The organism is Propionispira raffinosivorans DSM 20765 (genome assembly GCF_000381065.1).
GTDB classification, from domain to species: Bacteria; Bacillota; Negativicutes; order Selenomonadales; family Selenomonadaceae; genus Propionispira; species Propionispira raffinosivorans.
On sequence record NZ_KB905842.1, the window covers coordinates 107,238 to 123,526 of the forward strand.

Genomic DNA, 16,289 nt, shown 5'->3' on the forward strand with positions numbered 1-16,289 from the left:
ACGAAATGAAAGATGCTTGGCAAATAAATAAAATTCGTTGGAATCAACAAAATTTACTATATCGTAAAACTTTTATAAGGCGATTGAACGGCTAGTTGGTATGGCTTCAGTCGCCTGTTTTTGCGTTATGGGAGAGTGCAAATGTTTAGAAAAAATAACGGAAAAGAAACGTCCCCGCTGGCGTTTAAATCGTTATTAATATCAGATGAAAAATGGTGTTTGCAATCTAAGAATGTTGTTGTTTGAACAGTATATTCAAATCTAATAGTTGTGGAGGAGAAAACATGTCTATAAGTTATGATATTGGTTCTGAATGGAGAAAATGGGATTTACATTTACACACACCATCATCATATGATTATAAAGATAAGAGTGTTACGAACCAAGATATTATTGATAAATTAGTAGAAAATGAAATAAGTGTAGCAGCTGTGACTGATCATCACGTCATGAATATTCAGCAGATAAAGGAGTTGCAAGAACTTGGATCGGGTAAAGTTACTATTCTTCCAGGCATCGAATTTTTATCAGATGCGCAAGGCAAGGATCCCGTCCATTTCATTGCTGTTTTCCCTGAAGATAGCAATATAGAATATATATGGGGGCAAATTAAAAATAAAACAAATATAAATCAAATTGAAGGAAAAGGAAAAAAAATCAATGAGGTATATTGCGATCTATTGGATACTATTGCACTTGTACATGAATTAGGGGGGATCACTACTATTCATTCAGGACAAAAAAGCAATAGCATAGATAAATTACCGGATTCTGTTAATCATATATTTGCTCAAAAGAAAGATATAGCTGAAAAAATTGATCTATTTGAAATTGGCGTAGAAAAGGATCAAGATGTATATAAAAAATACGCTTTTCCTGTGTTTGGTAAACCTGTGCCGATGATAATTTGCTCCGATAATCATAAAATTTCAGAATATGTTTTAAAAGCTTATTGTTGGATAAAGGCAGATCCTACTTTTAATGGACTAAAGCAAGCTATTTATGAACCGAAAACAAGAATTTATATTGGTATAATACCGCCTAAGGTGAATGAATTTAATAATAATAAGTCTAAATATTTGCGGAGTATAAAAATAGTTCGTTCCGATGAAGATTATCCTATTGAATGGTTTTCTGCTGAATTGCCTTTAAATTCTGGTCTTATTGCAATTATTGGGAATAAGGGAAGTGGAAAAAGTGCATTAGGAGATATTATTGCTCTTGTCGGAAAGAGTAAACAAGAAGAAAATTTTTCTTTTTTACATAAAGAGAGGTTTAGAAAAGCTCCAGAAAGAAAAGCTCAAAATTTTTCTGCTACTCTTACATGGTCTGACGGGAGAGTTATAAGCAAAAATTTGAATGACAATGTAGCTCTTACTGATATAGAAGAAGTACAGTATTTACCTCAAAAATTTATTGAAACTGTATGTAATGGTCTTGATGATGAGTTTAAAACGGAGATAAATAGAATTGTTTTTTCGTATTTACCAGAAGAAAAACGCTTACAAAAAAGATCATTTGATGAATTAATTGAACATAGATGCAATGCTATTAATAGCCGTATTCAAACTGAGACTGTTAAGCTCAAGGAAAGTAATACGAAAATAATTAAGCTTGAAAAAATGGCTGTTCCGGACTATAAAGAAAACATTGAAAAACAACTTAAATTAAAAAAAGAAACACGAGAAGCTATAGAAAAAAATAAACCGAAGGACGTAATAAAACCCGTTGAAAGTATTGGGATATCAGATCAAATTCAAAGTTTAGCGGATCAGATAAAAGCAATACAACAACAAATTAATGAAAAACAAAATATTTTAAATAGGATAGTGCTGCAAATTAGCGCTATCGATAATGTTATAGAAAAAGTTGTGGCTTTTAAAACTAATATACAAGACGAGAAAAATAAATTGCAAGAGGAATTATCTAAAGCTGACATTCACATTTCGATAGTATTAGATCTTATCATTGACACAGATTCACTAAACAACTACAAAGAAACTTTATACAAACAAAAGGAAAAGTTGGATATTTTCTTAAATAAAGATGGAATCGATAGGAGTTCTTTGTTTTTTCAAGAACAAGAGCTAGAAAAACAAAAATCTGCCATTACTCAGAAAATGTCAACTGAGCAACAGACCTATCACAAGTATGTAGAAGAGTTAGCAAGTTGGAAAAAGCAATGTGATAATTTTATAGTTGAAGAAAAAGAACTCCAAAGTAATTTAGATTATTTGAATGCAAAATTAGGAGTTGACTTAAAAATAGCTCGGGCGAATAGATTAGAAAGTGTAAAGCGTATATATCAAGGAAAGCAGGAAGAAGCACAGATATACCAAGAAATTTATGAGCCTGTTTTAGAATATATAAATCTTGAAAATTCTCCTCAGAATGCCACAGATGAGATTTTGAATTTCACTGTAACTAAAAAATTGAAGAAAAGTTTTGTAGACGAATTTTTGGGATATATAAAACAATCTGTATTAAGTGATTTTAAAGGAGTACAAGAAGGTCGCCAAAAAGTAAAAGATATAATAGAAAATTACGATTTTAATAAAGAAGATGGTGTGATTAATTTTATTGATGAATTTTATCAGAGTATTACTCAGGATTTAACTAGAACAGATATTATTGTAAAAAATCGATCTGAATTATATAATTTTTTATTTGGCCTCAATTATTTAGATGTCTCATATGAATTGAAATTAGGTGCGGCGCATTTAGAACAGTTATCGCCTGGGGAAAAAGGAGCACTTTTACTTATTTTTTATTTATTCTTAGATAAAAGTAAATTACCACTAATTATCGATCAACCAGAAGATAATTTAGATAATTATTCCGTTTTTAATCATTTAGTACCATACATTCGTAAAGCAAAAGAACGGCGACAAGTAATTATTATTACACATAATCCTAATTTAGCTGTAGCATGTGATACTGAACAAATTATCTATGCGAAAATGGATAAACAAAACTCACAAATTTTTTATGAAAGTGGCAGCATTGAGAATCCAGATATTAATAAGCATATTGTCGATGTATTAGAAGGCACAATGCCCGCATTTACTCTTCGGCGAATAAAATATTTTAACTGAAATATAAAAAATAAAATTTTGCTTTTGAATTAGACGCTTGGCCTATAATAGTATTCTTTTATTTTATTATAGGTCCCATCCCTGATACATCTTATCTTCGGCGAATTTTGCCTTGTCTTTAACTTCAGATTCGTTATGCAAAGGGCATCCAAATGAATGTCTTTTTCCTCTGAAATAAGTTTTTCAGCGAGTGCAGAAATATGAGATGAAATTGCTTGCTTCTGCTCACTGCGGGCAGCCTGTAAAATAGGATGAGAATGCCTTACTAAATTATTTTGTAAAATTGCATTTTTCTGCTGTGATTCATGAAGAGTATAGAGTCGGACAATTTCAGGTGTAGAATCATTTTTGATTGGAATGTAAGCACTTTGAATTTTCCACTTATCGTTGTTGTTCGTCATCAACTGAACTTCATATTTGGGGACCGTGCCACGGCTTATATTGTCGCCAAGTTTTACGGCAGTAACTGTATAACTATTATCTATATTTTTAGATGGATTTACTGTAGGCGGAATCTGTTCAAAAAGGGCATAGGAATCACCCTTATAAACCAAAATTTTTAGCTTGAAAATTGGCTGGTTACCGTCAATTTTACATTTGCGATTTAATGTTGCAGGGAGCTTGTCCGTGAAAAGTATAATATTCATATTTGCTGTGCTAATTTTTTGTGTAACTTCACTGTAGTTGGCAAGTTGCTTTTTGAATGAAAGATATTCTGCATAAAACTGTTTACTTTGGTGCTGGTTTTTATCATTTTCCTGCTGTAAAACTTTGAAAATATCATCAATCTTTTCTTTGCTTTCACCATCTATTGCACGGCGATAATTATTGAGCTGCTTACCAAGAAGGTTCCTTTCTTCAGTAAGCAACTTTATTTTTTTGCTGCATTCGGCCAGCTCATGCGTTTTATCAGGAATACCATAACGGGCAGTAGTCAGTTCTTTTATACGTTGCAGTTCCTTGGCTGTTTTTGCATAGTAAGCGTCTTATAAGGTAGTGGATAGCAACACTCTAGCTGGAATGAGATAATATACCAAAGTAAAGTTTTTTAAGTTTTTATAGTTTACTTGGAAAACTTGGAGGAAGTATATTTTCTTGGATACAAAACGAGTTGTTCGCCAATATCGTCTAAAAAAATGGTCTGCACTTATCACGGAACGGCAGACCAGCGGTTTAAATGTTCGTGAATTTTGTAAGGACCGAAATATTAAGGAACTATTATTACTACTGGCTAAAACGTATTCATGAAGCTGCTTGTAACAGTTTGTATGAAAAGTTTATTGACATAAATAGTGAAAGTGATATTATAAGTACTGGTTATTAAATCATTTTTATAATATATAAGGAGATGTTTTTTTATGCCAGATGATAAAACTAAAAAGAGACCGTTAGATTCATCGAGAATTAATATTCATGAGCCTTATGAAGTAAACTACTGGTGCGACGTTTTAGGGTGTAATAAAGCAAAATTAGAAGAAGCTGTTAAAGCTGTAAAGACATCGGTGGCAGATGTAAAAAAATATTTAAATAAATAAGTGGGTCAAGATTTTATTTAAATTAATAGGTGAATAGCCGTCAATTGTTAAAAATCAAAAGAGGATATAGATTGGGCAAAAACATGCTCAATCTATATCCTCTTTTGATTTTTATATCCAATAAAAAATTATAAGAAAAACAGCTAATATTTGATGTGACCCCAATAGGAAAGCGTCTACTTTTCTTTTTGCTTTTGATGGTCATCTTGCATAGATTCGAATTTACGCTGTTTATGGCATAATGAAATAGGACAACGTTGCAAATAAAAATCCCCACTTATGCAAAACAGAATTCCTCAAAAATGCAAAAAGCCATTGCAACAAGAACCAAATACTACCCTTCTTAGGTGACAAAACACTAACGGGGGGGGACTGGAGGATGCTCACAATGACCCAAATTGATTATATCAGATATCAGAAAAGCGTTCTTTGAGAAAGGTCTCAATATTTCACAAATAGTAAAAACCTTTTCTTGTGATCGCAAAACGGTGCGCAAGTATTTGGCAATCAACCATTTCCCAAAGCAAAACGCGTAACTTTCAAATAATTGGGCAGAAAACAGCATCCGACTTTTTATAATCAGACGCAAAAATTGGCTGTTTAGTGGCAGTCCTAAAGGTGCCACAGCAAGTGCAGTCATCTATAGCCTTATAGAAACGTGCAAGGCTAATAAAATAAACGAGTACAAATATTTGAAGTATCTGTTTGAAACGCTTCCCAATATCCCGTTTCTGAGAGAGCCGCAACTTTTAGAAGAGCATCTTCCGTGGAGTGAAAAAATACAGCAAATCTGTAAATAAGCATAGCAGTCGTTCGCTTGATATTCATATTCTGAGTATACATCGACGGCTGCTATTTTTATATACACGTTTGGTTGTATGCTTACTATAAACTAATTGTAGTATTATCCTTAAATCAATATGTGCCCATCTCCTGAGAAAATGGACCGTCATTTGATTTTTCTAAACATACTTTAATTTGCCATACGATTATTCTTGCTCGTGTTTGAAATTCCTGAATATGCACTGGCAATGCCTAACGCCAAAAGCAATTGTCCCATTATAGTTTCTAAACAGACAAGAAACTTGGCTAAACCTGACTGTGGTATAATATCCCCATACCCTACTGAGGCTATGGTAATCGTACTAAAATATAGACAATCTGTATATATAGATATCTTATTATCAGGTAAATATCTTACAATTTTAGGCTCCGGATATTCGATTCCTTTAAAAATAAAATCAACCGGAAGTGGTTCAGATATTTCATTAAATAGTTCAGAATTCCATAGCTGGAGTTGTTCCTTAGTATCAACTCCAGACCATAGCTTATCTTTTATTCCAAAAAGAGCATTTGAATTTGATACACGAAGTTCTTTTTGAATCATCAACTCTTTAGTTTCTTTATTTTGGGATAACTTATAATAATTTTGGAATTTATACAGTGCATCACCTCCATCGCCCACATAGCTGACTAAAAAATAGGTATTGGCAAAGCCAATAATCATATACATATATGTAACTATAATTAATATCAGCTTCCTTTTCCCCTGATGTTTTTGAAACATCGTATATCGAATAAGTCCATAAATTCCGTAAAAGGATGTCCAACAACTAAAAATAAGAATTAACATCATACTAAATAGTTGAACATACTCATAAAAATCGATTTTTTTGGTTTGCTCAATGCTAGGAAAATCCGGCATACTTCGTTCAATCATTCCAGCTGTTAAATCTGGTAAATAATATGCAACAAGAATTGATAAGAAAGCAATAAATAATGGTTTTGCAACATAATGGCTACCAGCCATTGATAAGCCTCTTTTGATATATGAAATAAACATAATAGTTTCCCTTCTGAATCTTCTTCAAATCCTCATGATTAAAATAATGATTACCTCTCTATAATCTCTCTTTAGTACTATTTTCCAGAAACATACAAAACTCCTGCAACGATCCACGCTAGAATCCTTACAGGAGTTTTTTCGCTATTATAAATGATACGGTTCTGCGTAACAGATCAAACAACGAAATTTATTTTAAATCATTAAGTGTGTAAAGTAAGCGTCTCATAGGGTAAAAGAGTAACCGGAGCAAAGACTGGTGCTGAAACTGTTGGCATGTTGTTGCAAGCCGCTTCGCAAATATGTTTTAACCAATAGTAATAAATGCGTTCCTTAATATTTCGTTCCCTGTAAAATTCACGAACATTTAAACCGCTGGTCTGTCGCTCCGTGATAAGTGCAGACCATTTTTCCAGACGATATTGACGAGCAACTTGCTTTGTGTCCAAGGAAATATACCTCCTCCAAGTTTTCCAGTAAACTATAAAAACTTGAGAAACTTTACTTTGGTATATTATCTCATCCCAGATAACGTTCTGCTATCCACTGCCTTATAATATGATTATTTTGATTTGGATAGAGTGCAATTAAGTTCGGTATCCTTCACCCGTGAAAAAGCGATATAAATTAGGCACTCACAAGCCTAGTTTATATCGCTTTTTTTGTATAGCTTATTTTGGAGGCATTCCTTTATAATTGATATAGGATTCAATTTCTTTGCGGTTTTCATCGGATAATTTATTGATTTTATCTAATAGTTCGATGTCGGGTTTTGAAATTTCTAATGCAGTACTTACGAGATTAGTTCTATTAAGTAAGAAATCGGTGCTGACTTCAAAATAATCAGCGATAATAATTAAGGTTTCTAAGGTAGGTTGTTTTTTACCCGATTCGTAATAAGCAATTGTACTTTGTGTGACATTTAAAAGTTTGCCGAGAGCTTCTTGCGTCATATCGTGACGGTCTCTTAATTTACGAATATTTTCTCCAAATTTTTTCACGAATATCACCTCTTGAAAATTATTATAATATGACTAAAAGTAATATTGAATTATTAATAACTAAATGTCATAAAAATATTGACATATGACCAAAAGACATATATAATAAAATCATAAAATGATTTTTAGTTATATATGTAGGTGAATTGGAATGAAATACAATCGGCTTATTCAAAAAAGAGAAGAATTGGACTTTACACAAAAGCAAGTTGCGGAAATGATTCATATTTCGCAATCTATGTTATGTAGAGTAGAAGTTGGTAACAGGTCTCTTGATGATGATAATAAGATAAAATTAGCAAAACTCTATAATGTTACAGTAGAATGGCTTTTTTTTGAAAAATATTATGACTAAAAGTTATAATATTTCCAAATTGATAAAGAACAGAGTTCTATTCCAAAATACTGAGGCGGCGTAAGGCGGAGCTGTCGTAAACTAATGGCTTTAATTCAGTATAACAACAATAGGAATGAGATACAGCTTTTACGAATGAAAATAACCATTTTATTTAGAGCTTTATGAAAAGTAATTGTCATAAGGAAAATTAAAACATCGAGGTGAGGAACCGTGATACGGGACTTGGTACTTTATATCAAACAGGAACGTATAGCACAAAATCTTACCATGAGCGAATTGGCTTTGAAAAGCAGCGTCAGTCAAAAGCATATATCCAATATTGAAAATGAAAAAGTGATACCAACGATTGAAACGTTAGAAAAGCTGGCTAAGGCATTAGGCTTTGAGATTGCCCTGCAGGTAAAAGTCCGCAGGCCATAAACTAAAAATTAAAATCGGAAAATTCTGTTAAATAAAGGAGGTGGTGTGGAATTCGGGGATGTTTGAGAGTTTGGAAAATCAACGGAAGGAGGTGAACAACGTGATTGGTATTATAATTGCGACACATGCGGATTTAGGACAGGAACTGATTCAGGCAATTACACTGATTCTTGGTAAACAGTCGAATTTAAAAGCCATTGGTTTAAAACACGGGGACAGCATTGAGACATTTGAACAGAAACTGCTTGGCTTATTCGATGAAATCGATACAGGGAATGGTGTATTGGGATTCTGTGATTTTCTGGGTGGTACGCCAGCTAATACGCTGATGCGGTGTATGAAAAAGAAATATTTCCCCTGCATCACGGGCGTTAATATGCCAATGCTGATTGAAGCTCTTACAAATCGAGAGTCTATTTCAGTAGAAGAATTAAAGGATCGCTGCATCATCATCGGCACCAATAGTATTTTGAGCTTGAAAAATGTAATCGAAGAAGCTGAGCAACAAAATACGGAAGAAGAATTTTAAGGAGGTCTTTTAGCATGTATATAAGCGGAATTGTCTTGGTGCGGATTGATGATAGACTCATTCACGGACAGGTTATGACTTCGTGGTTAAATTATACGGGAGCTAATAAAATCATGATTATTGATGATGAATCTGCCGTTGATCCGTTTATGAAAAGTGTATTTAAAACGTGTGTGCCGGATGATGTTAAGGTAGCAGCCTTCACGGTTGCAAAAGCGATTCCTCGTTTGAAAAAAGGTTTTCAAAAAGATAAGTGCATTATACTGGTTAAATTTCCGAAAACTTTGTATGAGTTAATGGAAGCTGGAATTATTTTTGAACATATTAATATAGGTGGTATGGGAATTCGCGGTACGAGAAAGAAATTTTATAAGAATATTTCAGCTTCGGAGGAAGAACGCGGCATGTTAAAAGCATTAATAGAAAAAGGTTCAAAAGTTTCTGTGCGAATTGTCGCGGATGATACGGAAACAGATGTTGCTACGCTGGTATAGTTTTCGGGAAAGCTTCGTTTAGCGAAACATATTTTATTAAAATGGAGTGATAAAAATGACAATTGAATTTTGGCAGGCAGCCTTAATTGGCGTATTCTATTATTTAAGTCAAACTGGATCACTGTTTTTTGGCTGCATCGGCAGTTTATCCATTCTTTATAAACCACTGGTAGCTGGTACAATCGTAGGATTTATTCTGGGTGATCCAGTTAGCGGCTGTATCATTGGGGCAGCGATTCAACTGCCGTATATCGCCTTTATATCTGCCGGAGGCTCTCAGCCGATGGACCCAGGACTTGCTGGATATGTCGGGACGGCCTGGGCTATGGTTGCCGGCGTATCTCCGGCTGCGGCAGTAACCATTGCCTTGCCCTTGGGATTGTTGGGAACTATGATTTGGATCGCCCATATGACGTTAGATGTTACGTTTGTGCATATGGCAGATAAAGCGGCTGAAAAAGGGGATTTGGATAAAATTTGCTTTTTGCATGTTTGGCCGCCACAGATTTTACTGTTCTTTCTTAGTGTGATTCCAGCGACGATTGCTGTTTATTATGGCGCGGATGCAGTCGCTGATATTATTGCTAGTTTATCAAGTACGCCTTTGCATGTTTTAGAGGTTATTGGTGGTTTACTGCCAGCACTTGGTATTGCGATGAATCTTAGGGCTATTGGACGTACGGGAACAATACCGTTTTTCATTTTAGGGTTTATTTTTATCATTTATTTCAAATTGCCTATTACGGCAGTTGCTGTTATAGCGGCAATTATCGCTTTTTTCTATACGCAATTAAGTCATCCGGCAGAAGAAGCTTTGGCCAGTGCCGGGGATAGCACGGAAGAGGAGGACTTTTAAAATGATAGAACAGAAAAGTTTATCCAAAAAGGATTTAGTGATTGCTTATTGGAGATGGATACTTTTTTCAAATTGCAATTATAATTATGAAAGATTAATGGCAACAGCGGTTGTGTTTTCATTTAAGAATGTATTCAAAAAACTGTATGGGGATAACAAAGTGGAATATAAAGCCGCATTGAAACGGCACATGCAGTTTTTTAATACGGAACCGCATTTTGGCAGTATTATACACGGCATTGTTTTAGCGATGGAAGAACAGCGTGCGCAGGGGAAACCTGTTACGGATGAGGCTATTAATGGTATAAAAACAGGGTTAATGGGGCCGTTTGCCGGAATCGGTGATACGTTGTGGCAGGGAACTTTGACGCCAATTCTTTTGGCATTTGGTCTTAGTATGGGGTCACAGGGGAATTTGATGGGACCACTTGTTTATTCCGTTTTGATGGCGTGTATTATGTTTCCAATCGGTTACATGTGTTTTATGAAAGGTTATGGACTTGGTCGTGAAGGAATTGAAAAAGTACTGGGTGGTAATCAGATCAAAAAAGTTATTACGGGGGCTTCGTGTATGGGGGCTGTTGTTTTAGGTGCATTAGCCGCGCAATTTGTTACCGTATCTTGTCCGCAGACCATTCAAATGGGTGCGTTAAGCATGGGCATGCAAAAAGAAGTGTTTGATAAATTATTTTTGGGAATTTTGCCATTAGGTGCTACTTTATTGACTTTGTACATGTTGAAAAATCGTCAAATGAAGCCGACTCTTGTTACCGGAATCATGGTTCTGGTTGGTATGGTTGGCGGTGTATTCTGGATTTTGTAATTTTATAGAGGGTAGAAAAAGAAATAGAAGGTGTTTTTTATGATACAAATATCACCATCCATACTGGCGGCAGATTTTTCCTGTTTGTCGCATGAGGTGAAACGGACAGCAGAGGCTGGTGCAGATTCAATTCATATTGATGTGATGGACGGACATTTTGTTCCCAGTATCACGATTGGGGCAATGGTTACCGCTTCTTTGCGGGATAAGGTGAATATTCCCTTTGATGTCCATTTACAAGTGACGGCACCGGAACGGCAAATTGCAGCATTCGCCGAAGCAGGTGCTGGTATATGCACATTTCAGGCAGAAACAGCATCAAATATGTATCAAATCATCGAAAATATAAAAAAATTGGGTATGAAGGCAGGCATTGCTCTTGCACCGGGAACGTCGTTAGCTTTTATCGAAGAAGTATTGCCGACCGTAGATCGTGTATTGTTATTGTCGGTAAATCCGGGTTACGGTGGACAAAAATTTTTACCATTTGTACTTGCAAAAATTCGCATGCTGCGATCACTGCTGACTGCGCAGTCTTTAGCGACGGAGATTGAAGTGGATGGCGGCATTGATTTTGTGACAGCCAGACAAGCGATTCAAGCAGGTGCAACTATTTTGGCAGTAGGAACAACCGTGTATGAAGCACCGGATATGAAAGAAGCAATTCAAAAATTGAAACGGGCGCAAGATTTACAATGAAAGAAATAGGGAGATGCATGGAACAATGCTTACAGGTTCAAAAGAATTTTTACTTCAAGCGAAACAAAACAAATATGCGATACCAGCGACTGATTTTGTGGATCAGTTGTCGGCGGAGGCTTACACGGAAGTTAGCAGTGAACTGCAATTGCCATTGATTTTATCATGGGCAGAGTCGCATTCGACGTATTTATCATTAGAGGAAGCAGCTATGCTGGGAAAATTTTATGCACAAAAAACAAATACTCCCATTATATTGCATTTGGATCATGGTGTGACTTTTGAGACGATCACAAAATCGATTGATTATGGATTTACGTCGGTTATGATTGACGCATCTACCCAGCCATTCGGGCAAAATATAGAAACCACTAAAAATGTTGTGGAATATGCACATCATAAGGGGGTCACGGTAGAAGGTGAAATTGGTCATGTGGGAGTTGGACTCAGTAAAACGGATGAATCTTTCTATACATCGGTGGAAGAAGCTGTGGAATTTGCACAAAAAACGCAGGTTGACTCGCTGGCAATTTCTATCGGAACCTCTCATGGCGTTTATAAAGGCAGCCCCAAACTTAACTTTTTACGATTAAGTGAAATCGCGGCAAAAGTCGATATCCCTCTGGTTTTGCATGGCGGGTCGTCTTCTGGTGATGAAAACCTGGAAAAATGTGCGCAAAATGGGATTAGTAAGATCAATATTTATACAGATTTTATTTTAGCGGCGAATTCGGCAATGAAAATGGGTCAGCTAAAGGATTATTTTGCTGTAAAATCTTTAGCAAAACAAGGGATGAAGAGTGTACTCAGACGCTATTATAAGGTTTTTCATACACAAGCAATAAAATAGTAAAGGAGCGGTTTACATGAAACCAATCAGAAAACCTTTTTTTATGGTGAATCCTAAATCCTATTTATGTGGTAAAAAATTGTTGAATTTGGCACTTACTGCGGATGCTGCGGCAATGGGAAAAGATTTTGATGTTTTTTTTACGGCGCCCTTTGTTGATCTTACAAGGATCGCGGAAAACACACAAAATCTTATCGTGACGGCACAGCATATGGAGAGTATAAAAATGGGGCGCGGCATGGGCCATATTGTTCCAGAAATGTTAGCGGAAGCCGGAGCGAGAGCGGTATTTTTGAATCATGCCGAAAATTCCTTGAAATTGGTCGATTTGGTTCAAACAATGGAACGGGCAAAAGAGGTTGGTTTATATACCATCGTGTGTGCAGATTCTATCGATGAAGCGAAAGCAATCGCGGTGCTGAATCCAGATATTTTACTATGTGAACCAACCGATCTTATCGGGAAAGCGACGATCAGCCCGACGAGTTATATCCAGCAGACAATTCAGCAGATAAAAGCAATTAATCCGGATATTCTGGTGATGCAGGCGGCTGGTATTCGCACGGGCGAGGATGTTTATCATGTGATTATGGAAGGTGCCGAAGGCACTGGTTGTACGAGTGGTATCGTATGTGCTGACGATCCGCAGGCGATGTTAAGGGAAATGATCGATGCTGTAGAAAAGGCAGGAAAGGCTGGAGGAAAATAAAAAATGGCAGTTTATCAGGAAGAGATTGAAGTGGTGTCTAATGGTAATCGGGTTTCGTATCATGAAGTCACCAAAGAGGTTCGTGAAGCTGTAGTAAAAAGTAAGATTCAAAATGGAATTGTCGTTATTACAACGCCGCATACCACTTGTTCGGTGATATATGAGGAATACTCACATGATCGTGATTTTTGTGGTGATGAGTATCTACAGGTTGATTTAAATGAAACGTTGGAAAAAATATTACCACGCTGTGTTACGGAAGGGCAATACCATCATCCAGGACCAGAACATGTTGCTTTTGGTGAAAAAGATTGTGATGCCGCCCTGGTACCAGATAGAAGATCCTTGCTTAATACCGAAGCGCATTTAAAAGGGTCGTTATTAGGCGAAAGTGTGACTTGCGCAGTGAAAGAGGGGGGCATTCAAATCAATCAGGTTACGGGTTATTTTTATTTTGTTGATTGGGATCAGAATCGTCCACGTACCAGAAAATGCAATATCGTCGTTATGGGTGAATAATTCATAGGCATAGAAGCAACCGTCCTGAAGCCATTGTTTAGGGGAATCAGGACTGATTCATGAAAAAATGAATACAGAAAGAAAATAGCCAAAAGTGCAATCTGGAAAAATAGGATTGCACTTTTGGCTATTTTTGCCCTTTTAGAGTAAATGTATCCTCTTCTACGGAAGAGGTGTTTTTTATGGTATTCGAATAACAAGTATGGTTGTCTGTAAAAAACATGTCTGGAATACCGTCCGGGACATTGTAGCAGCTATGTAAGGTCACTTGTGTATCAAAGCGGCAGCAATCGTATATAGAATCACCAATTGCAATACATTTTGTGCTTTTGTGCTTCTGGCAGACCGTACAATATAGTATAATAAAAGTTGGACATCCATCGTATAAAGTAATAAAATTACAAGAATATCACGGATGCTTTTGCCAGACAAGCATCTATTATTAAAGAAAAGCAGGCGGTATAGTGAAGAAGTTACGACAATTTGATATGGAAAGTTATCGTATTTTAGCAGAATTAAGTAAGGCTATTATGTTTGAATGGGATATTGCTACCGATCGTTTTTATGTGTCATCAAATTGGAAATTGAAATTTGGTACTGAGCCATCATCGGAAAAATTTAGTCATCATATTCCTCAAATTTTTGGTATGCATCCTGAGGATACGGATGAACTCACCTCATATATTGAAAATATTCAAAACAATAATGCAATTATCGAACACACAAAATATTACAAAAAAATCGAAGTGCGGCTTTTAACAAAAAAACATGCCTATAGCTGGTTCCAGCTTCGTCTCCTTTTGCGTTGTAATGCAAAAGGTCTGCCGGAACGGGTTTTTTGCATGATCACCGATATTAATTTGCAAAAAAAAGAATATGAAAAGTTGCTTTATCGAGCACAGATCGATGTCTTGACTGGTCTTTATAATAAAGCAACGGTACAAGCAATGATTATTGATTATTTAAGAAAATCCCGTTTGCAAAATAAGAATCAAGCTTTGTTTATTATTGACATTGACGGCTTTAAAGAAGTCAACGATCACTTTGGTCATCTGTTTGGCGATGCCGTTATATCAGATTTAGCACACTGCATTCAAAATTCATTTCGAAAATCGGATATCGTGGGACGAATCGGTGGGGACGAATTCATTGTACTTTTTAAGAATATAACGACAGAAGAACTTATTGTCAAAAAAGCGCAGGAACTTATAAAGCTGTTGCAACGAACATATAATAGCAACGGCACGAATTATAAAGTTTCCGCTAGTATTGGCATTGTAATATCTCCGTTATATGGGACTCATTTTGATGATTTATTCCAAAAAGCGGATCATGCACTTTATTATGTGAAAGAACATGGGAAAAATAATTTTCATTTTTTTCATGAAAATTTACCAGATCCACAATATATTAGTACACGAACACTTGAAATTACCAATGCAAAAAACAGACCAAATCAAAAAGCTTTTCATGAAAATGTCATTGAATACATTTTTAAAATTTTATATCGTAGTCAAGATGCCAATGTAGCCATTAATCTTATTCTGGAAATGATTGGCCGGAAATATAATATAAGTCGAACGTTTATTCTTGAAAAAAATGCTCGGGAAGAATATTGTAATACGTTTGAATGGTGTAATGAAGGAATCGTTTCTTTGCAAAGTGAACTACAAAATATCGATAAAGCCATGGCTGAGAAATTTTTTGCCCACTTTGATGAAAATGGCATATTCAGTTGTGATAATACCAATCTTCTTCCAGCAGAGTTAAAGATCTATTTCAAGAAAAGTCCAGTCAAGGCATTGCTGGAATGTGCTATGTTAAATGACGGCATAACAGCTGGTGTCATTGGCTTTGAGTGCCATCACCATCCTCGTTTATGGAAAAATGAAGAAATCGAAGTTTTATCCTTTACAGCGGAAATTCTGAGTGTATTTTTGCTAAAAAAAAGAGCTTTTGATAAAATGAAACGGTCCCATATGCAGGCATTAGAAATTTTGGACTATATTGATTCTTTTATTTTTGTTATTGACAAGAATACCCATGAAATTCTTTTTGCAAACAAAAAATCTCTTGATGTTTTTGGTACATATCAACTTGGTAAATCTTGCTATGACTTCATTAGCTGTGAAAAGAAACCCTGCGATTATTGCCCTATGCTTTTACTCACGGAATCGATAGAACAAGCACAGAAAGACATATACTTTCCGAAACGCGATTTATGGGTGCATGCTGTAGCTTCCCAAATACATTGGGACAATACCAGGGAAGTTTGCTTATTGCACTGTCATGATATTCGTAAATCTGACATACATTCGTAAAATAGGTCGTATTGTTTAATACATACTATCTCATACGACACGAACGGTTGATTACATGTCAGGGGAGGCACTTACGTGATTAAAATGAATATTGATAATTGACAGAAGTTACAATAGGTGGTACGTTATAAAAAATAAATAAAATTGTGGGGGGACTCTTTGGAGTTGAGAAGGTAAAACCTGACCCTTTGAACCTGTTAGTTAATACTGACGTAGGGAAGCAGCCATGTGACGCAA

Annotated in this window: 18 protein-coding genes, 1 pseudogene and 1 riboswitch; of the genes and pseudogenes, 15 read left to right on the forward strand and 4 right to left on the reverse strand. The window is 35.7% G+C overall.

What is annotated here, in order from left to right; all coding sequences use genetic code 11:
• Window positions 1–284: 284 nt before the first annotated feature.
• Window positions 285–3,095, forward strand: coding sequence for a TrlF family AAA-like ATPase (locus F606_RS0104495; protein ID WP_019552682.1), 2,811 nt, complete (start codon window positions 285–287; stop codon window positions 3,093–3,095).
• A gap of 29 nt (window positions 3,096–3,124) precedes the next feature.
• On the opposite strand, the gene F606_RS0104500 is transcribed toward F606_RS0104495, so the two are convergent.
• A complete protein-coding gene (locus F606_RS0104500) occupies window positions 3,125–3,964 on the reverse strand; it encodes a hypothetical protein (protein ID WP_019552683.1) in 840 nt (279 codons plus the stop codon).
• Window positions 3,965–4,190: 226 nt separating this feature from the next.
• Between F606_RS0104500 and F606_RS23105 the strand changes: the two genes are divergently transcribed.
• The 3 genes and pseudogenes from F606_RS23105 to F606_RS22630 form a co-directional block, all read left to right on the forward strand.
• Window positions 4,191–4,343, forward strand: a complete 153-nt coding sequence (locus tag F606_RS23105) for a hypothetical protein (RefSeq protein ID WP_154651097.1) — start codon at window positions 4,191–4,193, stop codon at window positions 4,341–4,343.
• Between the two features lie 110 nt (window positions 4,344–4,453).
• Window positions 4,454–4,630: a DUF3606 domain-containing protein gene (locus F606_RS22625; RefSeq protein WP_019552684.1), complete on the forward strand. Its 177-nt coding sequence runs from the start codon at window positions 4,454–4,456 to the stop codon at window positions 4,628–4,630.
• Window positions 4,631–5,166: 536 nt separating this feature from the next.
• Window positions 5,167–5,430, forward strand: a pseudogene (locus tag F606_RS22630) (transposase domain-containing protein); the annotation flags it as partial.
• 173 nt (window positions 5,431–5,603) lie between these two features.
• Here F606_RS22630 and F606_RS0104515 read toward each other — a convergent pair.
• The 3 genes from F606_RS0104515 to F606_RS0104525 form a co-directional block, all read right to left on the reverse strand.
• On the reverse strand, window positions 5,604–6,440 hold the full coding sequence (locus F606_RS0104515; RefSeq protein ID WP_169558418.1) for a potassium channel family protein: 837 nt from the start codon (window positions 6,438–6,440) through the stop codon (window positions 5,604–5,606).
• 236 nt (window positions 6,441–6,676) lie between these two features.
• Entirely contained in the window at window positions 6,677–6,922 is a 246-nt protein-coding gene (gene tnpA, locus F606_RS20570) for an IS66 family insertion sequence element accessory protein TnpA (protein WP_019552686.1), read from the reverse strand.
• 222 nt (window positions 6,923–7,144) lie between these two features.
• Complete coding sequence (locus F606_RS0104525) at window positions 7,145–7,474, reverse strand: helix-turn-helix domain-containing protein (RefSeq protein ID WP_019552687.1); 330 nt, start codon at window positions 7,472–7,474, stop codon at window positions 7,145–7,147.
• A 151-nt stretch (window positions 7,475–7,625) separates the two neighbouring features.
• Between F606_RS0104525 and F606_RS0104530 the strand changes: the two genes are divergently transcribed.
• The 11 genes from F606_RS0104530 to F606_RS0104580 all read left to right on the forward strand — a co-directional run bounded on the left by F606_RS0104530 (window position 7,626) and on the right by F606_RS0104580 (window position 16,052).
• Window positions 7,626–7,829 carry a helix-turn-helix transcriptional regulator gene (locus tag F606_RS0104530; protein WP_019552688.1) on the forward strand — a complete coding sequence of 68 codons (204 nt, stop codon included), beginning with the start codon at window positions 7,626–7,628 and terminating at the stop codon, window positions 7,827–7,829.
• A 213-nt stretch (window positions 7,830–8,042) separates the two neighbouring features.
• Window positions 8,043–8,252, forward strand: coding sequence for a type II toxin-antitoxin system RelB family anti-toxin (locus F606_RS0104535; RefSeq protein ID WP_019552689.1), 210 nt, complete (start codon window positions 8,043–8,045; stop codon window positions 8,250–8,252).
• 100 nt (window positions 8,253–8,352) lie between these two features.
• Window positions 8,353–8,781: a PTS sugar transporter subunit IIA gene (locus F606_RS20575; protein WP_019552690.1), complete on the forward strand. Its 429-nt coding sequence runs from the start codon at window positions 8,353–8,355 to the stop codon at window positions 8,779–8,781.
• 14 nt (window positions 8,782–8,795) lie between these two features.
• Complete coding sequence (locus tag F606_RS0104545) at window positions 8,796–9,275, forward strand: PTS sugar transporter subunit IIB (RefSeq protein WP_019552691.1); 480 nt, start codon at window positions 8,796–8,798, stop codon at window positions 9,273–9,275.
• A gap of 55 nt (window positions 9,276–9,330) precedes the next feature.
• Entirely contained in the window at window positions 9,331–10,131 is an 801-nt protein-coding gene (locus F606_RS20580) for a PTS mannose/fructose/sorbose/N-acetylgalactosamine transporter subunit IIC (RefSeq protein ID WP_019552692.1), read from the forward strand.
• Window position 10,132: 1 nt separating this feature from the next.
• Window positions 10,133–10,954, forward strand: coding sequence for a PTS system mannose/fructose/sorbose family transporter subunit IID (locus F606_RS0104555; protein ID WP_019552693.1), 822 nt, complete (start codon window positions 10,133–10,135; stop codon window positions 10,952–10,954).
• Window positions 10,955–10,993: 39 nt separating this feature from the next.
• A complete protein-coding gene (gene rpe, locus F606_RS0104560; RefSeq protein ID WP_019552694.1) occupies window positions 10,994–11,653 on the forward strand; it encodes a ribulose-phosphate 3-epimerase in 660 nt (219 codons plus the stop codon).
• 25 nt (window positions 11,654–11,678) lie between these two features.
• Window positions 11,679–12,503, forward strand: a complete 825-nt coding sequence (locus tag F606_RS0104565; protein WP_019552695.1) for a class II fructose-bisphosphate aldolase — start codon at window positions 11,679–11,681, stop codon at window positions 12,501–12,503.
• 16 nt (window positions 12,504–12,519) lie between these two features.
• Window positions 12,520–13,212 carry a triose-phosphate isomerase gene (locus tag F606_RS0104570; RefSeq protein ID WP_019552696.1) on the forward strand — a complete coding sequence of 231 codons (693 nt, stop codon included), beginning with the start codon at window positions 12,520–12,522 and terminating at the stop codon, window positions 13,210–13,212.
• 3 nt (window positions 13,213–13,215) lie between these two features.
• Window positions 13,216–13,731: a YjbQ family protein gene (locus F606_RS0104575; protein ID WP_019552697.1), complete on the forward strand. Its 516-nt coding sequence runs from the start codon at window positions 13,216–13,218 to the stop codon at window positions 13,729–13,731.
• 464 nt (window positions 13,732–14,195) lie between these two features.
• The gene (locus tag F606_RS0104580) at window positions 14,196–16,052 is read left to right on the forward strand and encodes a diguanylate cyclase (protein ID WP_019552698.1); all 1,857 of its coding nucleotides are present in this window, start codon (window positions 14,196–14,198) and stop codon (window positions 16,050–16,052) included.
• Window positions 16,053–16,190: 138 nt separating this feature from the next.
• Window positions 16,191–16,289: riboswitch (TPP riboswitch) on the forward strand.

Excerpts from the sequence above, each read along its gene's own strand:
- F606_RS0104570 (WP_019552696.1), top strand. The coding sequence starts at position 12,520 with ATGAAACCAATCAGAAAACCTTTTTTTATGGTGAATCCTAAATCCTAT.
- F606_RS0104515 (WP_169558418.1), bottom strand. The coding sequence starts at position 6,440 with ATGGCTGGTAGCCATTATGTTGCAAAACCATTATTTATTGCTTTCTTA.
- F606_RS22625 (WP_019552684.1), top strand. The coding sequence starts at position 4,454 with ATGCCAGATGATAAAACTAAAAAGAGACCGTTAGATTCATCGAGAATT.
- F606_RS0104530 (WP_019552688.1), top strand. The coding sequence starts at position 7,626 with ATGAAATACAATCGGCTTATTCAAAAAAGAGAAGAATTGGACTTTACA.
- F606_RS20580 (WP_019552692.1), top strand. The coding sequence starts at position 9,331 with ATGACAATTGAATTTTGGCAGGCAGCCTTAATTGGCGTATTCTATTAT.
- F606_RS0104555 (WP_019552693.1), top strand. The coding sequence starts at position 10,133 with ATGATAGAACAGAAAAGTTTATCCAAAAAGGATTTAGTGATTGCTTAT.
- F606_RS0104575 (WP_019552697.1), top strand. The coding sequence starts at position 13,216 with ATGGCAGTTTATCAGGAAGAGATTGAAGTGGTGTCTAATGGTAATCGG.
- F606_RS0104545 (WP_019552691.1), top strand. The coding sequence starts at position 8,796 with ATGTATATAAGCGGAATTGTCTTGGTGCGGATTGATGATAGACTCATT.
- F606_RS0104495 (WP_019552682.1), top strand. The coding sequence starts at position 285 with ATGTCTATAAGTTATGATATTGGTTCTGAATGGAGAAAATGGGATTTA.
- rpe (WP_019552694.1), top strand. The coding sequence starts at position 10,994 with ATGATACAAATATCACCATCCATACTGGCGGCAGATTTTTCCTGTTTG.
- F606_RS0104565 (WP_019552695.1), top strand. The coding sequence starts at position 11,679 with ATGCTTACAGGTTCAAAAGAATTTTTACTTCAAGCGAAACAAAACAAA.